The organism is Pelagihabitans pacificus, assembly GCF_009371985.2.
In the GTDB taxonomy this organism is placed as follows: Bacteria; Bacteroidota; Bacteroidia; order Flavobacteriales; family Flavobacteriaceae; genus Pelagihabitans; species Pelagihabitans pacificus.
Genome location: NZ_VIKU02000001.1, coordinates 1,587,604 through 1,604,907 on the forward strand (window position 1 = coordinate 1,587,604; position 17,304 = coordinate 1,604,907).

A 17,304-nucleotide genomic window follows, 5' to 3' on the forward strand; every position below is an offset into this window, starting at 1 on the left:
ATAAGAATTTCTTATCGATTGAAATATAGCAATCGGTATTTTCTATGAAAAGCAACAGATTTAAAGGGATTCTAAGAGGTGTTCTTCTTTTATGGTGGTGTTTGTGGCTCGGCTGTGTTTTCCCCTCTTAGGAGGCCTTTATGAAAGAATTTTGAAAGATGAAGCATTTGCAATGGAGCAGGTTCCCCGATAGACCTGAATAGCGTTTCAAAGAAAGCAACTACCGCTATCCGACAAAGGTTTTTTAAATTGTACACAAAAAAAGCCCCAGGACAGTGTCGATCCGTCAAAGGGGTTTTAGTTTTCGGAAAATGGCTTCTACTCTTCTTTTTTCCGTGATCCGGTTTTCTTCATTTGTTCCCCGATCATATTGCTTGCCGTAAATGAGGCGACCATGTTATTCAACATATCGCTTCCAGCTTGGGGCGAATTGGGAAGGAGGATTAAATTCGTATTGGTCTCCTCTCCTATCGACTGAAGGGTATCATAGTGTTGGGTAACCACTATCAAAGCGGAGGCTTCTTGTGAGTTGATGCCCACTTTGTTCAAGACCTCTACTGATTCTTCCAACCCTCTCGCGATTTCCCTTCTTTGATCGGCAATACCTTGTCCTTGTAAGCGCTTGCTCTCGGCTTCGGCCTTCGCTTTTTCAACGATTAGGATTCGCGCAGCGTCCCCTTCGAACTGGGCGGCTATTTTTTCACGTTCCGAGGCATTGATGCGGTTCATGGCCGCCTTTACCTGCGCATCGGGATCAATATCGGTTACCAGGGTTTTGATGATGTCGTACCCATAATCCGACATATATTCCTGCAATTCGCGTTTCACCGCTATGGCAATATCGTCTTTTTTAACAAAAACATCATCCAATTTCATTTTGGGCACTTCGGCACGTACGACATCGAATACAAAGGAAGTGATTTGGTCGTGGGGATACTCCAACTTATAAAATGCGTCGTACACCTTTTCGCGTATGACGACAAATTGAACGGAAACCTTTAATTTGACGAAAACATCATCCAAGGTCTTGGTCTCGATAATTACATCCAGTTGCTGTATTTTTAAGGTTAATCGGCCTGCAATACGGTCTACCAGCGGAATTTTCATCTGAAGACCCGATTGCCGTATGCTATGAAACTTACCAAAGCGCTCAATGGCCACCGCAGTCTGTTGTTTCACGATGAAGAAAGAGGAAAAGAGAATTACGAGCGCAAAAAAAATAATCGGTATTAAAAACACATTAAAGCCCATGGTTTCGGATTTTTAGTTAATGGAATGAATTTACGAAAACGCTTTGTATATGGGTAGTGGTTTTCTAAGAATTGTTACAAAAGCGCTTAACGGCAATTACCTACCTACCAATCATTAGGTTTTTGGAAACAGCCGTCTTTGAGGGGGCACCAACTACAAAATGGAAATTGCCCTGCGTATTCTAGCGATGGTTTCCTTCTTCCCGATTAGGCCCATGATATCAAAAATATGAGGGCCTTTCATATCCCCTACCAATACGAGGCGGAGCGGGGGCATGACCTTACCGAAGGACAGATTTTGCTCGGAAATCCAGGTTTTGACGATGGCTTCCAAAGGTTCGGTTGTAAAATCGTTCGTCTTTTCCAAAACGGATACCAACTGGTTCATTATCTCCGGAGTATCCTCTCTCCATTGCTTTCTAGCGGCTTTTTCATTGTAGTTCGTTGGTGCCACAAAGAAATAATCACCCAGTTCCCAAAAGTCGGAAACAAAGGTGGCGCGTTCCTTGATCAAAGAGATGACCGATTCCAAATAATCTGTGGTCACCTTGGAATCGACGATATTTTTTGCCCGGACGATGGGTAAGAACGAGTGTGCCAACTCTGTATTGGTCTTTTGCTGTAAGTAGTGTTGGTTATACCATTTGGTTTTATCAGGGTCAAAACGCGCACCGGACTTGTGCACGCGTTCCAGGGAGAAAAGGTCTATCAATTCGTCCAAACCAAAAAGCTCCTGCTCGGTCCCGGGGTTCCAGCCCAAGAGCGCTAGAAAGTTGATAACGGCCTCTGGGAAATACCCGGCTTCCCTATAGCCTATTGAATCGTTCCATGATAGCGGAAAAACGGGAAATCCTCCTTTTTCTCCATCCCTTTTGCTCAATTTTCCCTTTCCGACCGGCTTCATGATCAAAGGAAGGTGGGCAAACTCCGGAGACTTCCACTCGAAGGCATCGTACAGTTGTTGGTGTAAAGCCAAAGAGGGCAACCACTCTTCGCCCCGAATGACATGGGTGATTTCCATGAGGTGATCATCAACAATATTGGCCAAGTGATAAGTGGGCATTCCGTCACTTTTAAAAAGAACCTTATCGTCCAAAATGTTGGTATCGATTTCGATGGTCCCACGAATGCGGTCCCGTAGCTGAAGTTTCTCGTCAGGGGGAGTTAGAAACCGGATAACGTAATCTTCACCCAACCTCAAACGCGTTTGGACTTCCTCTGGCATCATGGAAAGGGAATTATCCAATTTCAAACGGTTGTGCCAGTTGTAGATAAAGGTTTTGCCCTTTGCTTCATGGTCCTTCCGATGAAAATCGAGTTTTTCAGTAGTATCGAAGGCATAGTAGGCCTTTCCCCTTTCAACAAGTTCCTCCGCATAACGGCGGTAAAGATGTTTTCGTTCACTTTGTCGGTAGGGGCCAAAACCGCCCTCTTTATCAGGTCCTTCATCAAAGGGAATCCCACACCATTCAAGCGCCTCAACAATATATTGCTCCGCCCCATCCACATAACGATTTTGGTCGGTATCCTCGATTCGCAAGACAAAGGCACCTCTATGTTTTTTGGCGAATAAATAGTTGAAAAGGGCGGTGCGCACACCCCCAATGTGCAAGGGCCCGGTAGGACTGGGCGCAAAACGAACACGTATATTTTGGGTCATACAAACTTATTATGGCCCAAAGTTACGAAAGATGCACCTGCCGACAGGGGTACGGTGGTGGAATTTTACTGGATCAAAAGCAAGCTAGCGTTCCATACTTAGCCGAGGGCTGGCGTTCCATCGGAAGGGGTATGGGATTGTTGTTTCATCTCGTCGGGAATCCGTGGGTTCATCAGACTGAACCACAAAGGAGGTACTAACGAAAGCACCATACTGGTCGGATACCCGAAAGGCATTTGTGGCGAGATATCATGGTAATCCAATATTTGATACTTCTTGGAGGATTTATAATGATGGTCGCTGTGTCTTGTAAGTTCATAAAGTACGATACGGCCCATTACATGATTGCTGTTCCATGAATGTACTTCACGTACGCGTTCGTAGCGGCCCGATGGCAGTTTTAGCCTCGACAGGCCGTAGTGCTCTATGTAATTGACCGTTTCGAGCATTAAGAATCCTATGATCCCGGCGCCAATGGCGAAAAGTAGGCCGATGGTACCAAAGTACAAATAGATGCCGGCCAAGTAGGCAAGCTGTAAGATGCTGTACCACAGCATATCGTTGTTGAGGGTTAAAAAACCTTCATTGTTTCCCTTAAGAAGTTTTAGCTGCAGCTTCCAAGCACTTATGTATTGGCGAATTACCGACGTAAACCAGAAAGAATATACCGTTTGGTTATACCGTGCCGTGGCGGGATCTTCTTTGGTCGCTGCGTTTGCATGATGCCCGAAATTGTGTTCGATGTAAAAATGCATATAATGCGAGGGAAGCAGTAATAGCTTGCCAAGATGTCGTTCCACTGTGGTCTGTCGATGCCCCAATTCATGAGCAACATTGATGCCATTGGTTCCTAGAACAATTCCCAAGGATATCATAAGCCCTACTAGCTCGTACTTGGTGAGAAAAGCGGTGGAAACAAACCATAGGGTATACCCTAATAGACCGAATACGATCGGGATGTTCAAATAGAGCATCCAATCGAACAGTTTGCTCTTGGCTTTATCTTCTCTTTCCGCGCCTTCATAGTTGCTTTCATCGTGTGGAAGCAGCAGTTCCAGAATAGGAATCAGTACAAATGCATAAAACGGAGTGAAGAAACTCCATATGCCCTGTATATATAAACCGATTACAGCCGACAGTGGCAATGTCAAGGCCGCCAGGTACTTTAAATCTTTCATCACGAACCTTTTAACAATTAATTGATACTTAAATTTACCATATCAAGTATCTTGGTATTAAATATAATGGATATTGAACAGTTATCACAACATACTCGATAAACTCAATAGGTTTACGAAAAAGTATTACACCAAATTATTGATGAAGGGCGGCATGCTTTTTTTGGCACTGGGTCTACTGTTCTTTTTCGTCATCATGGGTGTTGAGTATTTCTTATGGCTCAATTCTACGGGCCGGCTGATATTGTTATTGGTGTTCATTGGGGTGGAATTCTTCCTGTTGTACCGATATATCGCTACACCGCTTTTCTACCTGTTTAGACTTCGCAAGGGCATCAGCAACAAACAGGCTTCGTTATTGATCGGGAAGCATTTCCCTGAAGTAGGGGACAAACTTTACAATTTGCTTGATTTGGCAGAGGATAGGAACCAAACAGAATTGCTGTTGGCCAGTATTGCGCAACGATCGGAAAAACTAAAACCCATCCCGTTTGCCAAGGCTGTGAATTTTAAAGAGAATTTGCAATATGCCAAATACCTAATAATACCCTTATTATTATTTGTGTCGTTGTGGATAAGCGGAAATTGGAGTTCATTCTTTGGATCGGCCAATAGAGTGGTCAATTATGATTTGGCGTATGAACCGCCGGCGCCTTTCAGTTTCAAATTGCTGAACGAAACACTGGATGTGCTGGATTCAAAATCGTATACGATTCGGCTGACAACGGTTGGCGACGTGCGTCCAGGCGAAGTATTTATTACTATTGATGGTAAGGAGTCCCTGCTCCAAAAACAGGATGGAGTTTTCCAATATACGTTTTCACCCCCCTTGCAACCATCGGACTTTCACTTTACGGCGAACGGGATTCGCTCGGCCGATTACCACCTCAATGTGCTAAAGACGCCTTCCATACAGGATTTTAAGATCCGTCTGGACTATCCGAATTATACCAATCGGTTGCCAGAGGTTTTGAATAGCACAGGGAACGCCACTTTTCCTGAGGGTACTAAGGTTACTTGGCAAATTAGAGGCCGGCATATCGAAAGCATACGACTGATAACCAGGGACACCTCACTTGCTTTTTCTGGGGATGATGACCAATTTCAACTTTCTAAAAGCGTTTATTCGGATTTGCCCTACGAGTTGGCAACATCGAATCAATATATTGCCGATTACGAAAAGTTGTCCTATCGCTTTAAAATAATCAAGGATGCCTACCCCACAATTAGGGCTAGGCAGCTGACCGATTCCTTGAATCCAAATGTTCTATATTATGTAGGGGAGGCGACCGACGATTACAAGCTAAGTCGCATTCGTCTGGTTTGTTATCCCGATGACGACCCCGATAAGAAGCAGGAGTTGGTGCTAAGCAATCCAAACGTCAATTTCGAACAGTTTTATTATACATTTCCATCGGGCCTGGACTTGCAGTCCGGGAAGAATTATAGTTTTTTCTTCGAGGCAAGGGACAACGATGCGATTCATAAGGGGAAATCCAGTAAAAGTCAGGTCTTTTCAATGGCACTACTTGATGAAGATCAGTTAAAAAACAGGGAGTTGCAGTCACAGCAGTCCATTATCGGAAACATGGATAAATCCTTGAAAAAGTTTAAAGAGCAAAAAGAGACCCTCAAGAACATCAACCAGCAGCAAAAAGAGAAGGCACAATTGAATTTTAATGATCAGAGCCAAATCAAGGACTTCCTGAAAAAACAGCAACAGCAAGAAAGCATGATGCAAAAGTTTAGTAAGCAATTGAAAGAGAATCTGGAAAAATCGGATAAAGACGACAAACTCAATAAACTATTGCAAGAGCGTTTGGAGCGACAAGAGAAGGAGGCTAGGAAGAATGAAAAATTATTGGAGGAACTTAATAAGATTGCCGATAAAATAAACAAGGAAGAGTTGGCCAAGCGATTGGATGAATTGGGCAAAAAGCAGCGGAATAGCCAACGAAACCTAGAACAATTGCTGGAATTGACCAAACGGTATTACGTGACGGAGAAGGCGGCACAATTGGCTCGAGATCTTCAAAAATTGGCTGAAAAGCAGGAGAAGGCCTCGGAAGATTTGGGAAAGCCCGACAAACGGGAGGAGCAAAAAGAAATAAACAAGGAATTTAACCAAATTTCAAAGGAGTTGCTTGAGTTAGCAAAAGATAATGCGGATTTGAAGAAACCTATGGATATGAACGTGGATGAAGAGAAACAGGAAGGGGTAAGGCAATTACAGGAAGAGGCGCTGAAAAAACTTGAGGAGGAAAAGAAACAAGATTCGGAAACACAAAAGAACAACGTGGCCAAAGCAGCTTCACAAAAACAGAAGTCGGCGTCGCAGAAAATGAAGGAGTTATCCGAAGATTTACAGCAATCGGCCGCAGGGGGGTCTAGCGGCTCCTCCATTGCCGAGGATGCAGAGATGTTACGGCAGATATTGGACAATTTGATTACATTTTCCTTTAAGCAGGAGAACCTGTTTGAAAGTTTGGAGGCGGCCGATGCCGATATTCCCCAGTTCTCCAAGGTCGTACGGGAACAACAAGAGTTGAAGGGCCTTTTTGAACATGTCGACGATAGTCTTTTTGCACTATCCCTCAGGCAGGCTGAACTTTCAGAGTTCGTGAACGAGCAGATTACCGAGGTATATTACAATATTGACAGGTCTTTGGAAAGCATGGCCGAAAGCCGAATATACCAGGGAGTATCGTACCAGAAGTATGTGTTAAACGCTTCGAATAGTTTAGCGGATTTTTTAGCGGATTTGTTGGATAATATGAATCAAAGCATGCAGATGGGGCAGGGTTCCGGTCAAAGTCAGGATGGCTTTCAGTTACCGGATATCATCAAATCCCAAGGAGAGCTAAAGGAGAAGATGCAGGGCATGGGCCAGTCTGGACAGGGAAAGCCCCAGAATGTGGAAGGTGAGGGTAAAACGGGGCAAGGAGAACAGGGGGAAAAGGGAGACCAAAAGTCTGGAGATAGGGGCCGGGATGGAGAAGGAAAAGATGGTGGAGAAGGTAATAATGGAGAAGGTAAGGACGGAGAAGGAAAAGAAGGTCAAGGTGCTTCTGGAAATAATGGTGGTCAGGAGGGCGGACAAGGTCAAGGACAACCGAGCGAAGAGGAGTTAAAGGAGATTTATGAAATCTATAAGCAGCAACAACAGCTGAGGGAACAGTTGGAAAAGCAGTTACGGGATATGATCAATAATAGCGACCGGAAATTGGGAGAGAAGTTAGTGCGACAAATGGAAGATTTTGAAAATGATCTATTGGAAAATGGGGTAACACAGCGAAGCCTATCTAAAATAAACAACATTCAATACGAGTTGTTGAAATTGGAAAATGCCGCTATGAAGCAGGGTAAGAAACCGGAGCGGGAAAGCACTACGAATAAGACCGGATTTCAAAACCCTATAACAACCAAACCTGAACTACTCGATAATTATCGTAATGAGGTGGAGATTTTAAACCGCCAAGCCTTACCTTTGCGGCCTAATTTTCAAGAAAAGGTCAAGGAATATTTTAAGAAGGATGATTAGCTTTCATTATGAGGTCGACTTTCGATTGAGAGATGAAACCAGGTATTCCGATTGGATAAGTAGGGTAATTGAATCGGAGGGAAAGAAGCTGGGAGAATTAAGTTATGTTTTTTGTTCGGATCGATACCTACTGGAGATAAACCAAAAATATCTTGGGCACGACACGTATACGGATATCATCACCTTTGATTACTGCGAGGCATTTTCGATGTCTGGTGATTTTTTTATCTCGGTAGAACGTGTCAAGGAAAATGCCTCTGAACTGGCTATTGCTTTTGAGGAAGAGTTGAGGCGAGTGATGGTACACGGAGTGCTGCATCTTTTGGGATACGATGACAAAAAGAAGAAGGACCAAGCAGTGATGCGTCGTAAAGAAGATGAAAAGATTGAAATGTTCCACGTGGAACGTTAGTCTACAATGGCGGCCGTTAATTTGAAGTGAAGTCTTTAAGGTGGAATACCTGTAAAGCCCGGTATTTTACTTGAGATATCAATAATAGAAAGCAGATGTTCACAGACGGATATGATGTAATTGTGGTTGGAGGTGGTCACGCGGGGGCGGAAGCCGCTGCCGCTGCCGCCAATATGGGTTCTAGAACGTTGCTAGTGACCATGAACCTCCAGACCATAGGACAAATGTCCTGTAATCCGGCAATGGGAGGCATTGCCAAGGGGCAGATAGTACGGGAGATTGATGCATTAGGGGGCTATAGCGGTATTATTACGGATAGATCGGCCATCCAATTCAAGATGCTCAATAAATCAAAGGGTCCTGCGATGTGGAGCCCACGTGCACAAAATGACCGTATGCGTTTTGCCGAGGAATGGCGGCTTGCTTTGGAGGGCACACCAAATTGTGATTTTTATCAAGATATGGTAAAGAGCCTCTTGGTCGGGAACGGAAGGGTGATCGGGGTTCGCACCTCCTTGGGGCTCGATATCAAAGCGAAGGCGGTGGTGCTTACCAACGGCACTTTTCTAAACGGCTTGATTCACATCGGGGAAAAGCAATTGGGGGGCGGTCGGGCTGGCGAGAAAGCCTCGACGGGCATCACTGAACAGTTGGTTGATTTCGGATTCGATAGCGGCCGAATGAAGACCGGTACGCCTCCGAGAGTCGATGGAAGATCGTTGAACTACGAAGTTATGATTCCCCAACCGGGCGACGAGCGCCCTGAAAAATTTTCATATTTGCAAACACCGGTACTGAGTAACCAGCGTGATTGCCATATGACCCATACCACCAAATTGGTTCATGATTTACTCCGCGAAGGCTTTGATCGCTCGCCCATGTTCAATGGGCGCATTAAAAGTATTGGGCCTAGGTACTGTCCGTCTATTGAAGATAAAATCCATCGTTTTGCCGATAAGGACAGCCATCAAATCTTCGTAGAACCAGAAGGTTGGAATACCGTGGAAGTATATGTGAACGGATTTTCCACTTCGCTGCCCGAGGATGTACAGTATAAAGCCTTAAAATCGGTGAAAGGTTTTGAGAACGTAAAGTTTTTTCGGCCAGGGTATGCGATTGAATATGATTATTTCCCGCCCACACAGCTAAAGCACACTTTGGAGACGAAGTTGGTAGAAAATCTTTATTTTGCCGGACAGATTAATGGAACCACCGGGTATGAGGAGGCGGCTTCACAAGGGTTGATGGCGGGCATCAATGCACATCTCAAAATAAATGAAGAAGAGCCCTTCATTTTACAACGTGATGAGGCATACATTGGAGTTCTGATCGATGATTTGATTACAAAAGGAACCGAAGAACCTTATCGCATGTTTACCTCCCGCGCAGAATACAGAACGCTTTTACGGCAGGATAATGCCGACTTGCGGCTAACACCCAAGGGATACGCTATAGGTCTTGCAAAGGAAGAACGTTTGAAGCGAATGGAAGAAAAACAACGAAAGTCAGATGCTTTTGTAAATTTTTTCAGGGAAACGAGCGTACGTCCGGAGGAGATCAATCCGATTTTGGCCGATTTGGATTCTTCCCTCGTCAAACAGTCCGATAAAATGTTCAAGGTATTCTCTAGGCCAAAGGTTACGATTGATCATATGCTTCAATTGGAAACGGTCTCCGGTTTCGTTGAGGACAATGAGCTTGGTAGGGACGTGCTGGAACAAGCTGAAATTCAAGTTAAATATTCCGGTTATATCGAAAAGGAGAAGAATAATGCCGACAAATTACAAAGACTAGAGGGAATAAAGATTCCGGAGAATTTCGATTACTCCAAATTAAAATCGCTTTCCTTTGAGGCACGGGAAAAGCTGAATGCCATTCAGCCCGTAACGATTGCACAGGCATCAAGGGTCAGTGGGGTCAATCCGTCGGACATTAGTGTGCTCTTGGTTTATTTGGGCAGGTAAAATCATAATGTTCCACGTGGAACATTCACAAGGCCAGGGGAACCCCGTCATTGAAATCGCTCCTTGAATTGTCAGATTCTGTTGCCATCTGATGAATAAATACGATCCTAGTCTAATTGGTTCCTGAGCGTTCAGCTATTTAAAATGTAGTCGTTTTGGTTCGGTTTTTGAGGTGATTTGTTAACTTCTTAAACCAGTCTGCATGCGGCATTCCCTATTTTTGGTATCACTTTTCGTTTTATTTCACTCCTGCATTCCTTTACGTATTGCTCCAACTATTGAAGATTATAAGGTAACCCGAGGCAAAAAGTTCAAAAGAGGCCTTTCGAAAAGACAGATGTTCATTTTTGAAGATCCTAAAGACGCTGGTCATTTTTATGAATATGTCAACACAAAGTTTCAGTTGAACGACACCAATGTTTATGACGATATTCCATTTAAGATAAACGAAGAACAGTATTTCTTCGCCTGGTATGAAATTGAAATTGCTGATAAGACATTGAATCTCGCCCCGGCCATGTTCGATATAGTGCTCAATGGAGCCTTGGGCAACGAGGAATTTGAACCTTACTTAATGGAAAGCGCAAATAACTTCAGCAGAAAGGGACATTGGTACATTGCAATCGAGGTATACAGTGATAGTGAAAATGATTGTCTCTCTTTAAATGCGCTTTCACGGGAAGCGGTTTTAAACTATCTTTCGGCCTTAAAAAAAGAGTACCTGTCTACCCATAACTATAATGAAGTCGTATTTAAGAACTAAAGACCATGCCGTTTCAGGAGAGGAGTTCGAATTGTTACTGCATGAAGACCTCGAGATGTTGATTACCAAACCACGTCCGAAAGATTTGGACCGATATTACGAAAGCACTGGGTATATTTCACATACCGATGCCAATAGTAGTTTGCTGGAGAAAATTTACCAAACTGTCAAAAGGTATAGTATACGGAGAAAGGTTCGATTGATTAATCGCTATGATAGTGGCCAACGAACACTCATGGATTTTGGAGCCGGCACAGGTGATTTTTTACTAGCTGCCAAACGAAAAGGATGGGAGGTCAGCGGGGTCGAACCCAACTGGGGGGCCAGAAAAAAGGCCTCGGAAAAAGGAATCAATCTAATACCGGAAATTGCCCCGAAGAACCAAAGGAAGTATCAAGTAATCACTCTATGGCATGTGCTGGAGCATTTACCCGACTTGGAAAACCAAATTAGCAAACTGGTAGATTTGTTGGAAGACGAAGGAACACTGATTGTAGCCGTCCCGAATTTTAAATCTTTTGATGCAGAACATTACAAAGAATTCTGGGCGGCCTACGATGTGCCCAGACATCTTTGGCACTTTTCACGAAGCGCCATTCAAAAATTATTTGCATCTTCCAATTTGAAAGTGATCAATGTCAAGCCGATGCACTTCGATTCTTTTTATGTTGCGCTGCTATCCGAAAAATACAAGACGGGAAAACAACGATATTTACATGCTTTTTTTAACGGGCTTCGATCGAACATAATGGCATGGCGTTCCAAAGAGTATTCTTCACTAATATATATCCTTCAGAGAGGACAAAATAGCTGAAAAAAGTGTTTACCCACATAAAAACCATTTTAAGACCTTTTAACGCCATTTCAGATGTGTAACCTAGTAAATGGCCTGCCAACTAGAGATTCTGTTACAATAAGGGGTTTTACAAAACCAATTTCCATAGACAAACCCGATACAGGCTATGCCTTTTAATAGAAATCGCTTATTGTTTTGTTTTTGCAGCATGCACCGCCAAAATAGTGCGTATCAAAAAATCCGGTTCTTAGGGTAGCATTCGAAAAAGCTTTCCTACTTTTGCCCCACTTAAAAATGGAAACCACAAATAACGGTACAATGAAAAAATTGATTTTGGCCATCACTGTAATGGCAATGGTATCTTGTCAACAACAAAAAATTGGATATGTAGACAATGTAAAGCTGATGGATGAGTATCAGGAGAAAATAGATGTAGAAACAAAGTTTAATGCCAAGGTAGCCGCAATGGGAAAAAAGAAAGACAGTATTTCCCAGGCATTTCAGTTAGAAGCACAGGCGTTTCAGGCAAAAGCCCAGGGCATGTCACAGAAAAAGGCCCAGGAGGAGTATGGTCTTATACAACAAAAGGGTCAGTTCATCGGCCAACAGATCCAGCAAGAAGAGCAAAAAATACAACAAGACGGTAGAACCGAAATGGATTCTTTGGTGAGCAAGGTCAAGAAAGAAATCAAGGCTTACGGGAAAGGCAATGGCTACAGGTATATTCTTGGAGGTGGTGACGGGGGCGCAGTACTATACGGAACCGATGCAGACGATCTTACTGACGAAATCTTAAAGATTTTGAACGATAAGTACAAGAACTAAAAGAAATGCTTTTCCAGATAATGTCCCTATGGCTTACTAAGCCATAGGGATTTTTTTGGAGACCTTCTTTCAGGGATCATAGGGGTCTTGTTTCTCCTATCCCTGTAAAAGAAACACCAAAAACACCGCGGGGACAAAATAAACGACGATGGTCTTGGCACCCACATAGTCCTTGGCAATCCGCTGTCCGAACAAAAGCATCAAAAGCGAAACACAGGATAGTACTGCTCCGTAAAAAGCGACTTTTGATTCACCGCTAGCAATAAGTTGATATAGGCCTATAGCGCATAGTATTCCTGCGATAAGCTCGGCCAATAGCACCGTTGCCAACAAAACAGGTACCAGTCCGGCCAGAGGCGTTTTCGAAAAATGACCTTTGAGCCAACTGAGATTTCCGCCCCAGTCGATTATTTTGTCAATGCCACTTTGTAAAAAAGTTATTACTAGAAAGAGTAACAGCAGTAGCTCAGCGGCATTATCGGTAATACTAGCCATACGTATTTATTTTTTAATTAGTTGCGCTCTTCACTTATTTCGCGAATCGCCATAAAGTTATGCCGCTTTTCGATGTAGCAAACGTGTCAACTTTATTGAAAGATCGGTAAAAATTATTTTGGAATTGCCGTTTCGTTCAACATGATAGACCGCATCCTCCAATTCACGCGCTATGTCCAGAACATTATTTTCGTGAACAAAGGGCGCGAATTTCTCAAGTTGGAACCCATCAACATGAATCTGCATAAAGGCCAACTCCTTGGCATTGTAATTGATCAACAAAGCCTGTCTGATAATCGCGATGCAATAATGTAAAAACTTTTTCTGGGTTTCCCGACCTGTCGCGGCCACCTCATCGCTCCACAGAATAAGCTCGTGTATCGCAGTTTTATTTCCTTTGGCCTTAAAGGCACTTCGCACCCACTGTACGAACCATTTTTCAAACACGAGATCTTCCGAGTCCCGATTCATCAAATCGAGGGCTTTGTTAAAGTTCCCGTTGGCCTCATGGGCCACCCGTAGCGCTTCGGGTCTTGTAAGTCCGTTAACGATCAATCCATCTGCAATGGCTTCCTCTGCCAAGGGTGGAAAATGTACTATTTGACATCGGGATTGAATGGTTTGCAACAACTGTTCTTCATTTTGGGCAACGAGAAGGAATATGGTCTTGTTCGGGGGTTCTTCGATTAACTTCAGTAATTTATTGGCAGCCGCATTGTTCATTTTTTCGGCCATCCATATCAACATCACCTTGTATCCTCCTTCATAGGATTTCAACGAAAGTTTCTTCACGATATCCATAGCTTCGTCGACTCCAATCTGGCCTTGCTTCTTTTCGATACCGATCAACCGGTACCAGTCAAATAGGTTCCCATACGGTTGTTCGTTGACGAATTGGCGCCACTCCTGCATGTAATGATTACTAACGGCATGGCTTTTTACCTTGTCGCTATTTGCAACAGGGAAAGCAAAATGCATATCCGGATGCGAAACAGCATCGAACTTCCTGTTGCAGGCTTCATTACCTCCGAGATTCTCTCCCTTTTCGTTTCCGCAAATAATATACTGTGCGTAGGCAATTGCCATAGGCAGTGTTCCCGAACCCTCGGGTCCCACAAATAATTGGGCGTGTGGAATACGGCCAGAGTCGGCACTGGTGGCCAAGTGATTTTTTATATGAACAAGTCCTAAAATGTCTTTGAAAAGCATAGCCCAAAGATAGGTTTTTTAAGGAAACGTGTTTTTATCCGCAAGGTCGATATTGAAGATTCAATGAACAGTCTAAGCTTCCTCGACAGATTTTATGAAATGCTATTGGCACGGGTCTCATTTATCAAAAGACATTGCAAATTATTAGGTAGGCACCCTTTATCCCATGCCAATAAATAATTACATTTGCGATTCTGTAAACCACCATGTATATGAAGACTATTGACGATTTTGATTTTGAAAACAAAAAGGCGTTGATTCGGGTAGATTTTAACGTTCCGTTGGATTCGGATTTCCATGTAACCGATACGAACAGAATCGAGGCGGCAAAACCTACTATTATCAAGGTCCTTGAAGATGGTGGTAGTGCAATTTTGATGTCACACCTGGGAAGACCAAAGGGTCAGAGGAACCCAGACCTTTCCTTACGGCATATTTGCGGCGCCGTATCCGACATTATTGGGGTTCAGGTGAAATTTGTAGCGGATTGTATAGGGGAAACCGCTGAAAAAGCGGTAGCTGATTTGCAATCCGGAGAGGTCTTGTTATTGGAAAATCTTCGATTCTATGCCGAGGAAGAGCAAGGAGACCGGGAGTTTGCGGGGCAATTGGCCAAGCTCGGCGATATTTATGTAAATGATGCCTTTGGAACAGCTCACAGGGCCCATGCATCAACGACCATAGTAGCCGATTTTTTTCCAGGGAACAAGTGTTTCGGGTATTTATTGGCCAAGGAGATACAAGCAATCGAGAAGGTAATGCGCACGGGTGAAAAACCGGTGCTTGCCATACTTGGGGGCGCCAAGGTTTCCTCGAAGATTACGATTATAGAAAACATCTTGGATAAGGTAGATGATTTGATTATTGGTGGCGGAATGACCTATACTTTTGTGAAGGCGAAAGGCGGAAAAATCGGGGATTCTATTTGTGAAGATGATAAGATGGAGCTCGCTGTCGCGATATTAAAACAGGCCGAAGCGAAGGGAGTGAACGTACATCTTCCGGTAGATGTTTTGGCGGCTAACGACTTTGATAACGACGCAGATACGCAGGTGGTCGCTGTAGACCAGATCCCGGATGGATGGCAGGGCTTGGATGCCGGTCCCAAAACCTTGGAAATTTTCAAAGAGATTATTTTGAAATCAAATACCATTCTTTGGAATGGGCCAGTAGGGGTGTTTGAAATGGAAAACTTTGCAAAAGGGACGATAGCGGTAGGAAACTTTATAGACGAGGCCACCCAAAAAGGAGCATTCTCGTTGGTAGGCGGTGGTGATTCGGTAGCGGCCGTAAAACAATTCGGGTTCGAGAAAAAAGTAAGTTATGTCTCTACCGGTGGCGGTGCCATGCTAGAGAGTTTGGAAGGTAAATCCTTGCCCGGAATCGCTGCAATAATCGGGGAATAAAGGCGTTATCGATTAAAGGCACCGAGAGGAATTCAATTGGTTCAACACCGAAAATTTCCCACTTTCGAAAAAAAATCGGATTTTCGTTAGCCTTCCGCTAAGATTAATTGATGATGATGACAAAAAACATACGGTTACTCCTAACCGCTGTAGCGCTAATGGTTGCCGGTGCAATGCATGCACAGGAAAAAGATTCCTTGGCGATTTCCACGAACGATGGGAAAATTGACGTGGTGAAATCGGCCGTTGTCGATACACTATCTACCGATATTGAGAAAAGTGTCGAACAAATGGAACGGATGGATGAAACCTCTGACCAAGATTTGCCGCTACCACTCGCCGATGGAAAAGGTAAATACAATTTAAAAGACCACCCACAGGCGGCTATGTATGACAGTCTTTGGATGAAAGAGCTCTATGAAACCAACATGCTGTTCAACGAGATGTATGACCAGGTTTTGGAACTTGGAAATGGCTCCCAGATAGACGGTAGTCCGATCGCGGTAGAAGAGAACTATGTATATGATCTCCCCAGGGATTCGTTGAAGGCGCGGTTGGAAAGGCTCAATCAAAAGACGCCTTTCAATGTAGTCTATAATCCCTCGTTGGAGCGTTTGATCAAATCTTTTTTGACTCACAAACGAGATTTGATGGAACGTATGCTCACCGTGAGCCAGTTTTATTTTCCGTTGTTCGAGGAGGAATTTGACCGACATGATATCCCGCTCGAAATGAAGTACTTGTCAATCGTAGAATCTGCCCTAAATCCAAAGGCCAGATCTCGGGTAGGTGCAACCGGACTTTGGCAATTTATGTACGGTACGGGCAAACAATACAAACTCGATGTTACCAGCTATGTCGATGAGCGTAGTGATCCCATCAAGGCCACCAAAGCTGCCAGTCAGTTTCTCTCCAAGCTCTATGAAATATTCGGGGACTGGGATTTGGCGTTAGCGGCTTACAATTCCGGACCCGGTAACGTAAACAAGGCCATACGTAGGTCGGGCGGGCATCGGAATTACTGGAACATTCGCAGAAATCTGCCAAGGGAAACCGCCGGATACGTTCCTGCTTTCCTTGCTACGATGTATGTCTTCGAATACGCCGAGGAACACGGTTTGAAAGGAAGAATGGTAGAAAGGCCTTATTTCGAGACCGACACAATCCAAGTCAAGAGTTTAATTACGTTCGACCAGATTTCCAAACTGGTAGGGGTGGGTATCGAGGAACTAAAGGTTTTAAACCCGTCCTATAAATTAAATGTAATTCCCTACGTTAAGGGGAAAAAGTATGCATTGCGTTTGCCAAAGGATGCCATGGGCAAATTTGTGGCGAATGAAATACAGATTTACGCCCATGTTAAAAAGGAATTGGAAAGCAAGGAAAGTCCCTTACCGGCATTGGTCAAACAGGCGGAAAGAGAGCGTATTCGCTACAAGGTAAGAAGCGGCGATTATCTTGGAAAAATCGCGGAGCGATACGGGGTACGTGTTAGCCAGCTTAAACAATGGAATGGGTTGAGGAGCAATAATTTGAGGGTCGGACAACGCTTGACCATCTATCCAAGATACAGGGGAAATCGCAGTCAAACTCCCAAAAAGGAGGCCTCTGCCGTCGCCAAAAATCAGTCTTTTCCACCTGGGACAAAGGTACACACGGTAAAGAGCGGCGACTCCTTGTGGACCATCTCTAGAAAATATCCGGGAGTTTCTGTAGAGAATTTACGAAAATGGAACGGTATTAGCGGTAAAAATCTACAACCAGGCACAAAATTGAAATTGTGCGAATGTTCACCGTAAACAGAA

The 17,304-nt window shown here is 43.9% G+C and carries 13 protein-coding genes; 8 read left to right on the top strand and 5 right to left on the bottom strand.

Going from position 1 to position 17,304, the window contains the following annotated elements; translation table 11 throughout:
- Positions 1-318 precede the first annotated feature (318 nt).
- From FK220_RS06850 to FK220_RS06860, 3 genes are all read right to left on the bottom strand, one after another.
- Positions 319-1,251 carry an SPFH domain-containing protein gene (locus FK220_RS06850; protein WP_152573505.1) on the bottom strand — a complete coding sequence of 311 codons (933 nt, stop codon included), beginning with the start codon at positions 1,249-1,251 and terminating at the stop codon, positions 319-321.
- Between the two features lie 153 nt (positions 1,252-1,404).
- Positions 1,405-2,910: a glutamate--tRNA ligase gene (gene gltX / locus FK220_RS06855; protein WP_152573506.1), complete on the bottom strand. Its 1,506-nt coding sequence runs from the start codon at positions 2,908-2,910 to the stop codon at positions 1,405-1,407.
- Positions 2,911-3,008: 98 nt separating this feature from the next.
- A complete protein-coding gene (locus FK220_RS06860) occupies positions 3,009-4,088 on the bottom strand; it encodes an alkane 1-monooxygenase (protein ID WP_152573507.1) in 1,080 nt (359 codons plus the stop codon).
- 73 nt (positions 4,089-4,161) lie between these two features.
- On the opposite strand from FK220_RS06860, the gene FK220_RS06865 reads away from it, so the two are divergent.
- The 6 genes from FK220_RS06865 (at position 4,162) to FK220_RS06890 (ending at position 12,389) form a co-directional block, all read left to right on the top strand.
- Complete coding sequence (locus FK220_RS06865; RefSeq protein ID WP_152573508.1) at positions 4,162-7,629, top strand: DUF4175 family protein; 3,468 nt, start codon at positions 4,162-4,164, stop codon at positions 7,627-7,629.
- Positions 7,622-8,041, top strand: a complete 420-nt coding sequence (ybeY, locus tag FK220_RS06870; RefSeq protein ID WP_152573509.1) for an rRNA maturation RNase YbeY — start codon at positions 7,622-7,624, stop codon at positions 8,039-8,041. Before FK220_RS06865 ends, ybeY begins: the two co-directional genes overlap by 8 nt.
- A 95-nt stretch (positions 8,042-8,136) precedes the next feature.
- Positions 8,137-10,005 (top strand): tRNA uridine-5-carboxymethylaminomethyl(34) synthesis enzyme MnmG, encoded by a 1,869-nt coding sequence (mnmG, locus tag FK220_RS06875; RefSeq protein WP_152573510.1) that lies wholly within the window; start codon positions 8,137-8,139, stop codon positions 10,003-10,005.
- 202 nt (positions 10,006-10,207) lie between these two features.
- Positions 10,208-10,768 carry a hypothetical protein gene (locus tag FK220_RS06880; RefSeq protein WP_152573511.1) on the top strand — a complete coding sequence of 187 codons (561 nt, stop codon included), beginning with the start codon at positions 10,208-10,210 and terminating at the stop codon, positions 10,766-10,768.
- A complete protein-coding gene (locus FK220_RS06885) occupies positions 10,746-11,582 on the top strand; it encodes a class I SAM-dependent methyltransferase (RefSeq protein WP_152573512.1) in 837 nt (278 codons plus the stop codon). The genes FK220_RS06880 and FK220_RS06885 overlap by 23 nt, the downstream gene beginning before the upstream one ends.
- Positions 11,583-11,882: 300 nt before the next feature.
- Positions 11,883-12,389, top strand: coding sequence for an OmpH family outer membrane protein (locus FK220_RS06890; RefSeq protein WP_152573513.1), 507 nt, complete (start codon positions 11,883-11,885; stop codon positions 12,387-12,389).
- A gap of 96 nt (positions 12,390-12,485) precedes the next feature.
- On the opposite strand, the gene FK220_RS06895 is transcribed toward FK220_RS06890, so the two are convergent.
- Positions 12,486-12,884, bottom strand: coding sequence for a DoxX family protein (locus tag FK220_RS06895; RefSeq protein ID WP_152573514.1), 399 nt, complete (start codon positions 12,882-12,884; stop codon positions 12,486-12,488).
- A gap of 57 nt (positions 12,885-12,941) precedes the next feature.
- The gene (locus FK220_RS06900) at positions 12,942-14,093 is read right to left on the bottom strand and encodes a DNA polymerase III subunit (protein WP_152573515.1); all 1,152 of its coding nucleotides are present in this window, start codon (positions 14,091-14,093) and stop codon (positions 12,942-12,944) included.
- Between the two features lie 212 nt (positions 14,094-14,305).
- Between FK220_RS06900 and FK220_RS06905 the strand changes: the two genes are divergently transcribed.
- Together FK220_RS06905 and FK220_RS06910 are read left to right on the top strand one after the other, a co-directional pair.
- A complete protein-coding gene (locus FK220_RS06905) occupies positions 14,306-15,499 on the top strand; it encodes a phosphoglycerate kinase (protein WP_152573516.1) in 1,194 nt (397 codons plus the stop codon).
- A 113-nt stretch (positions 15,500-15,612) separates the two neighbouring features.
- Positions 15,613-17,298: a LysM peptidoglycan-binding domain-containing protein gene (locus FK220_RS06910; RefSeq protein WP_394352418.1), complete on the top strand. Its 1,686-nt coding sequence runs from the start codon at positions 15,613-15,615 to the stop codon at positions 17,296-17,298.
- Positions 17,299-17,304: the final 6 nt, after the last annotated feature.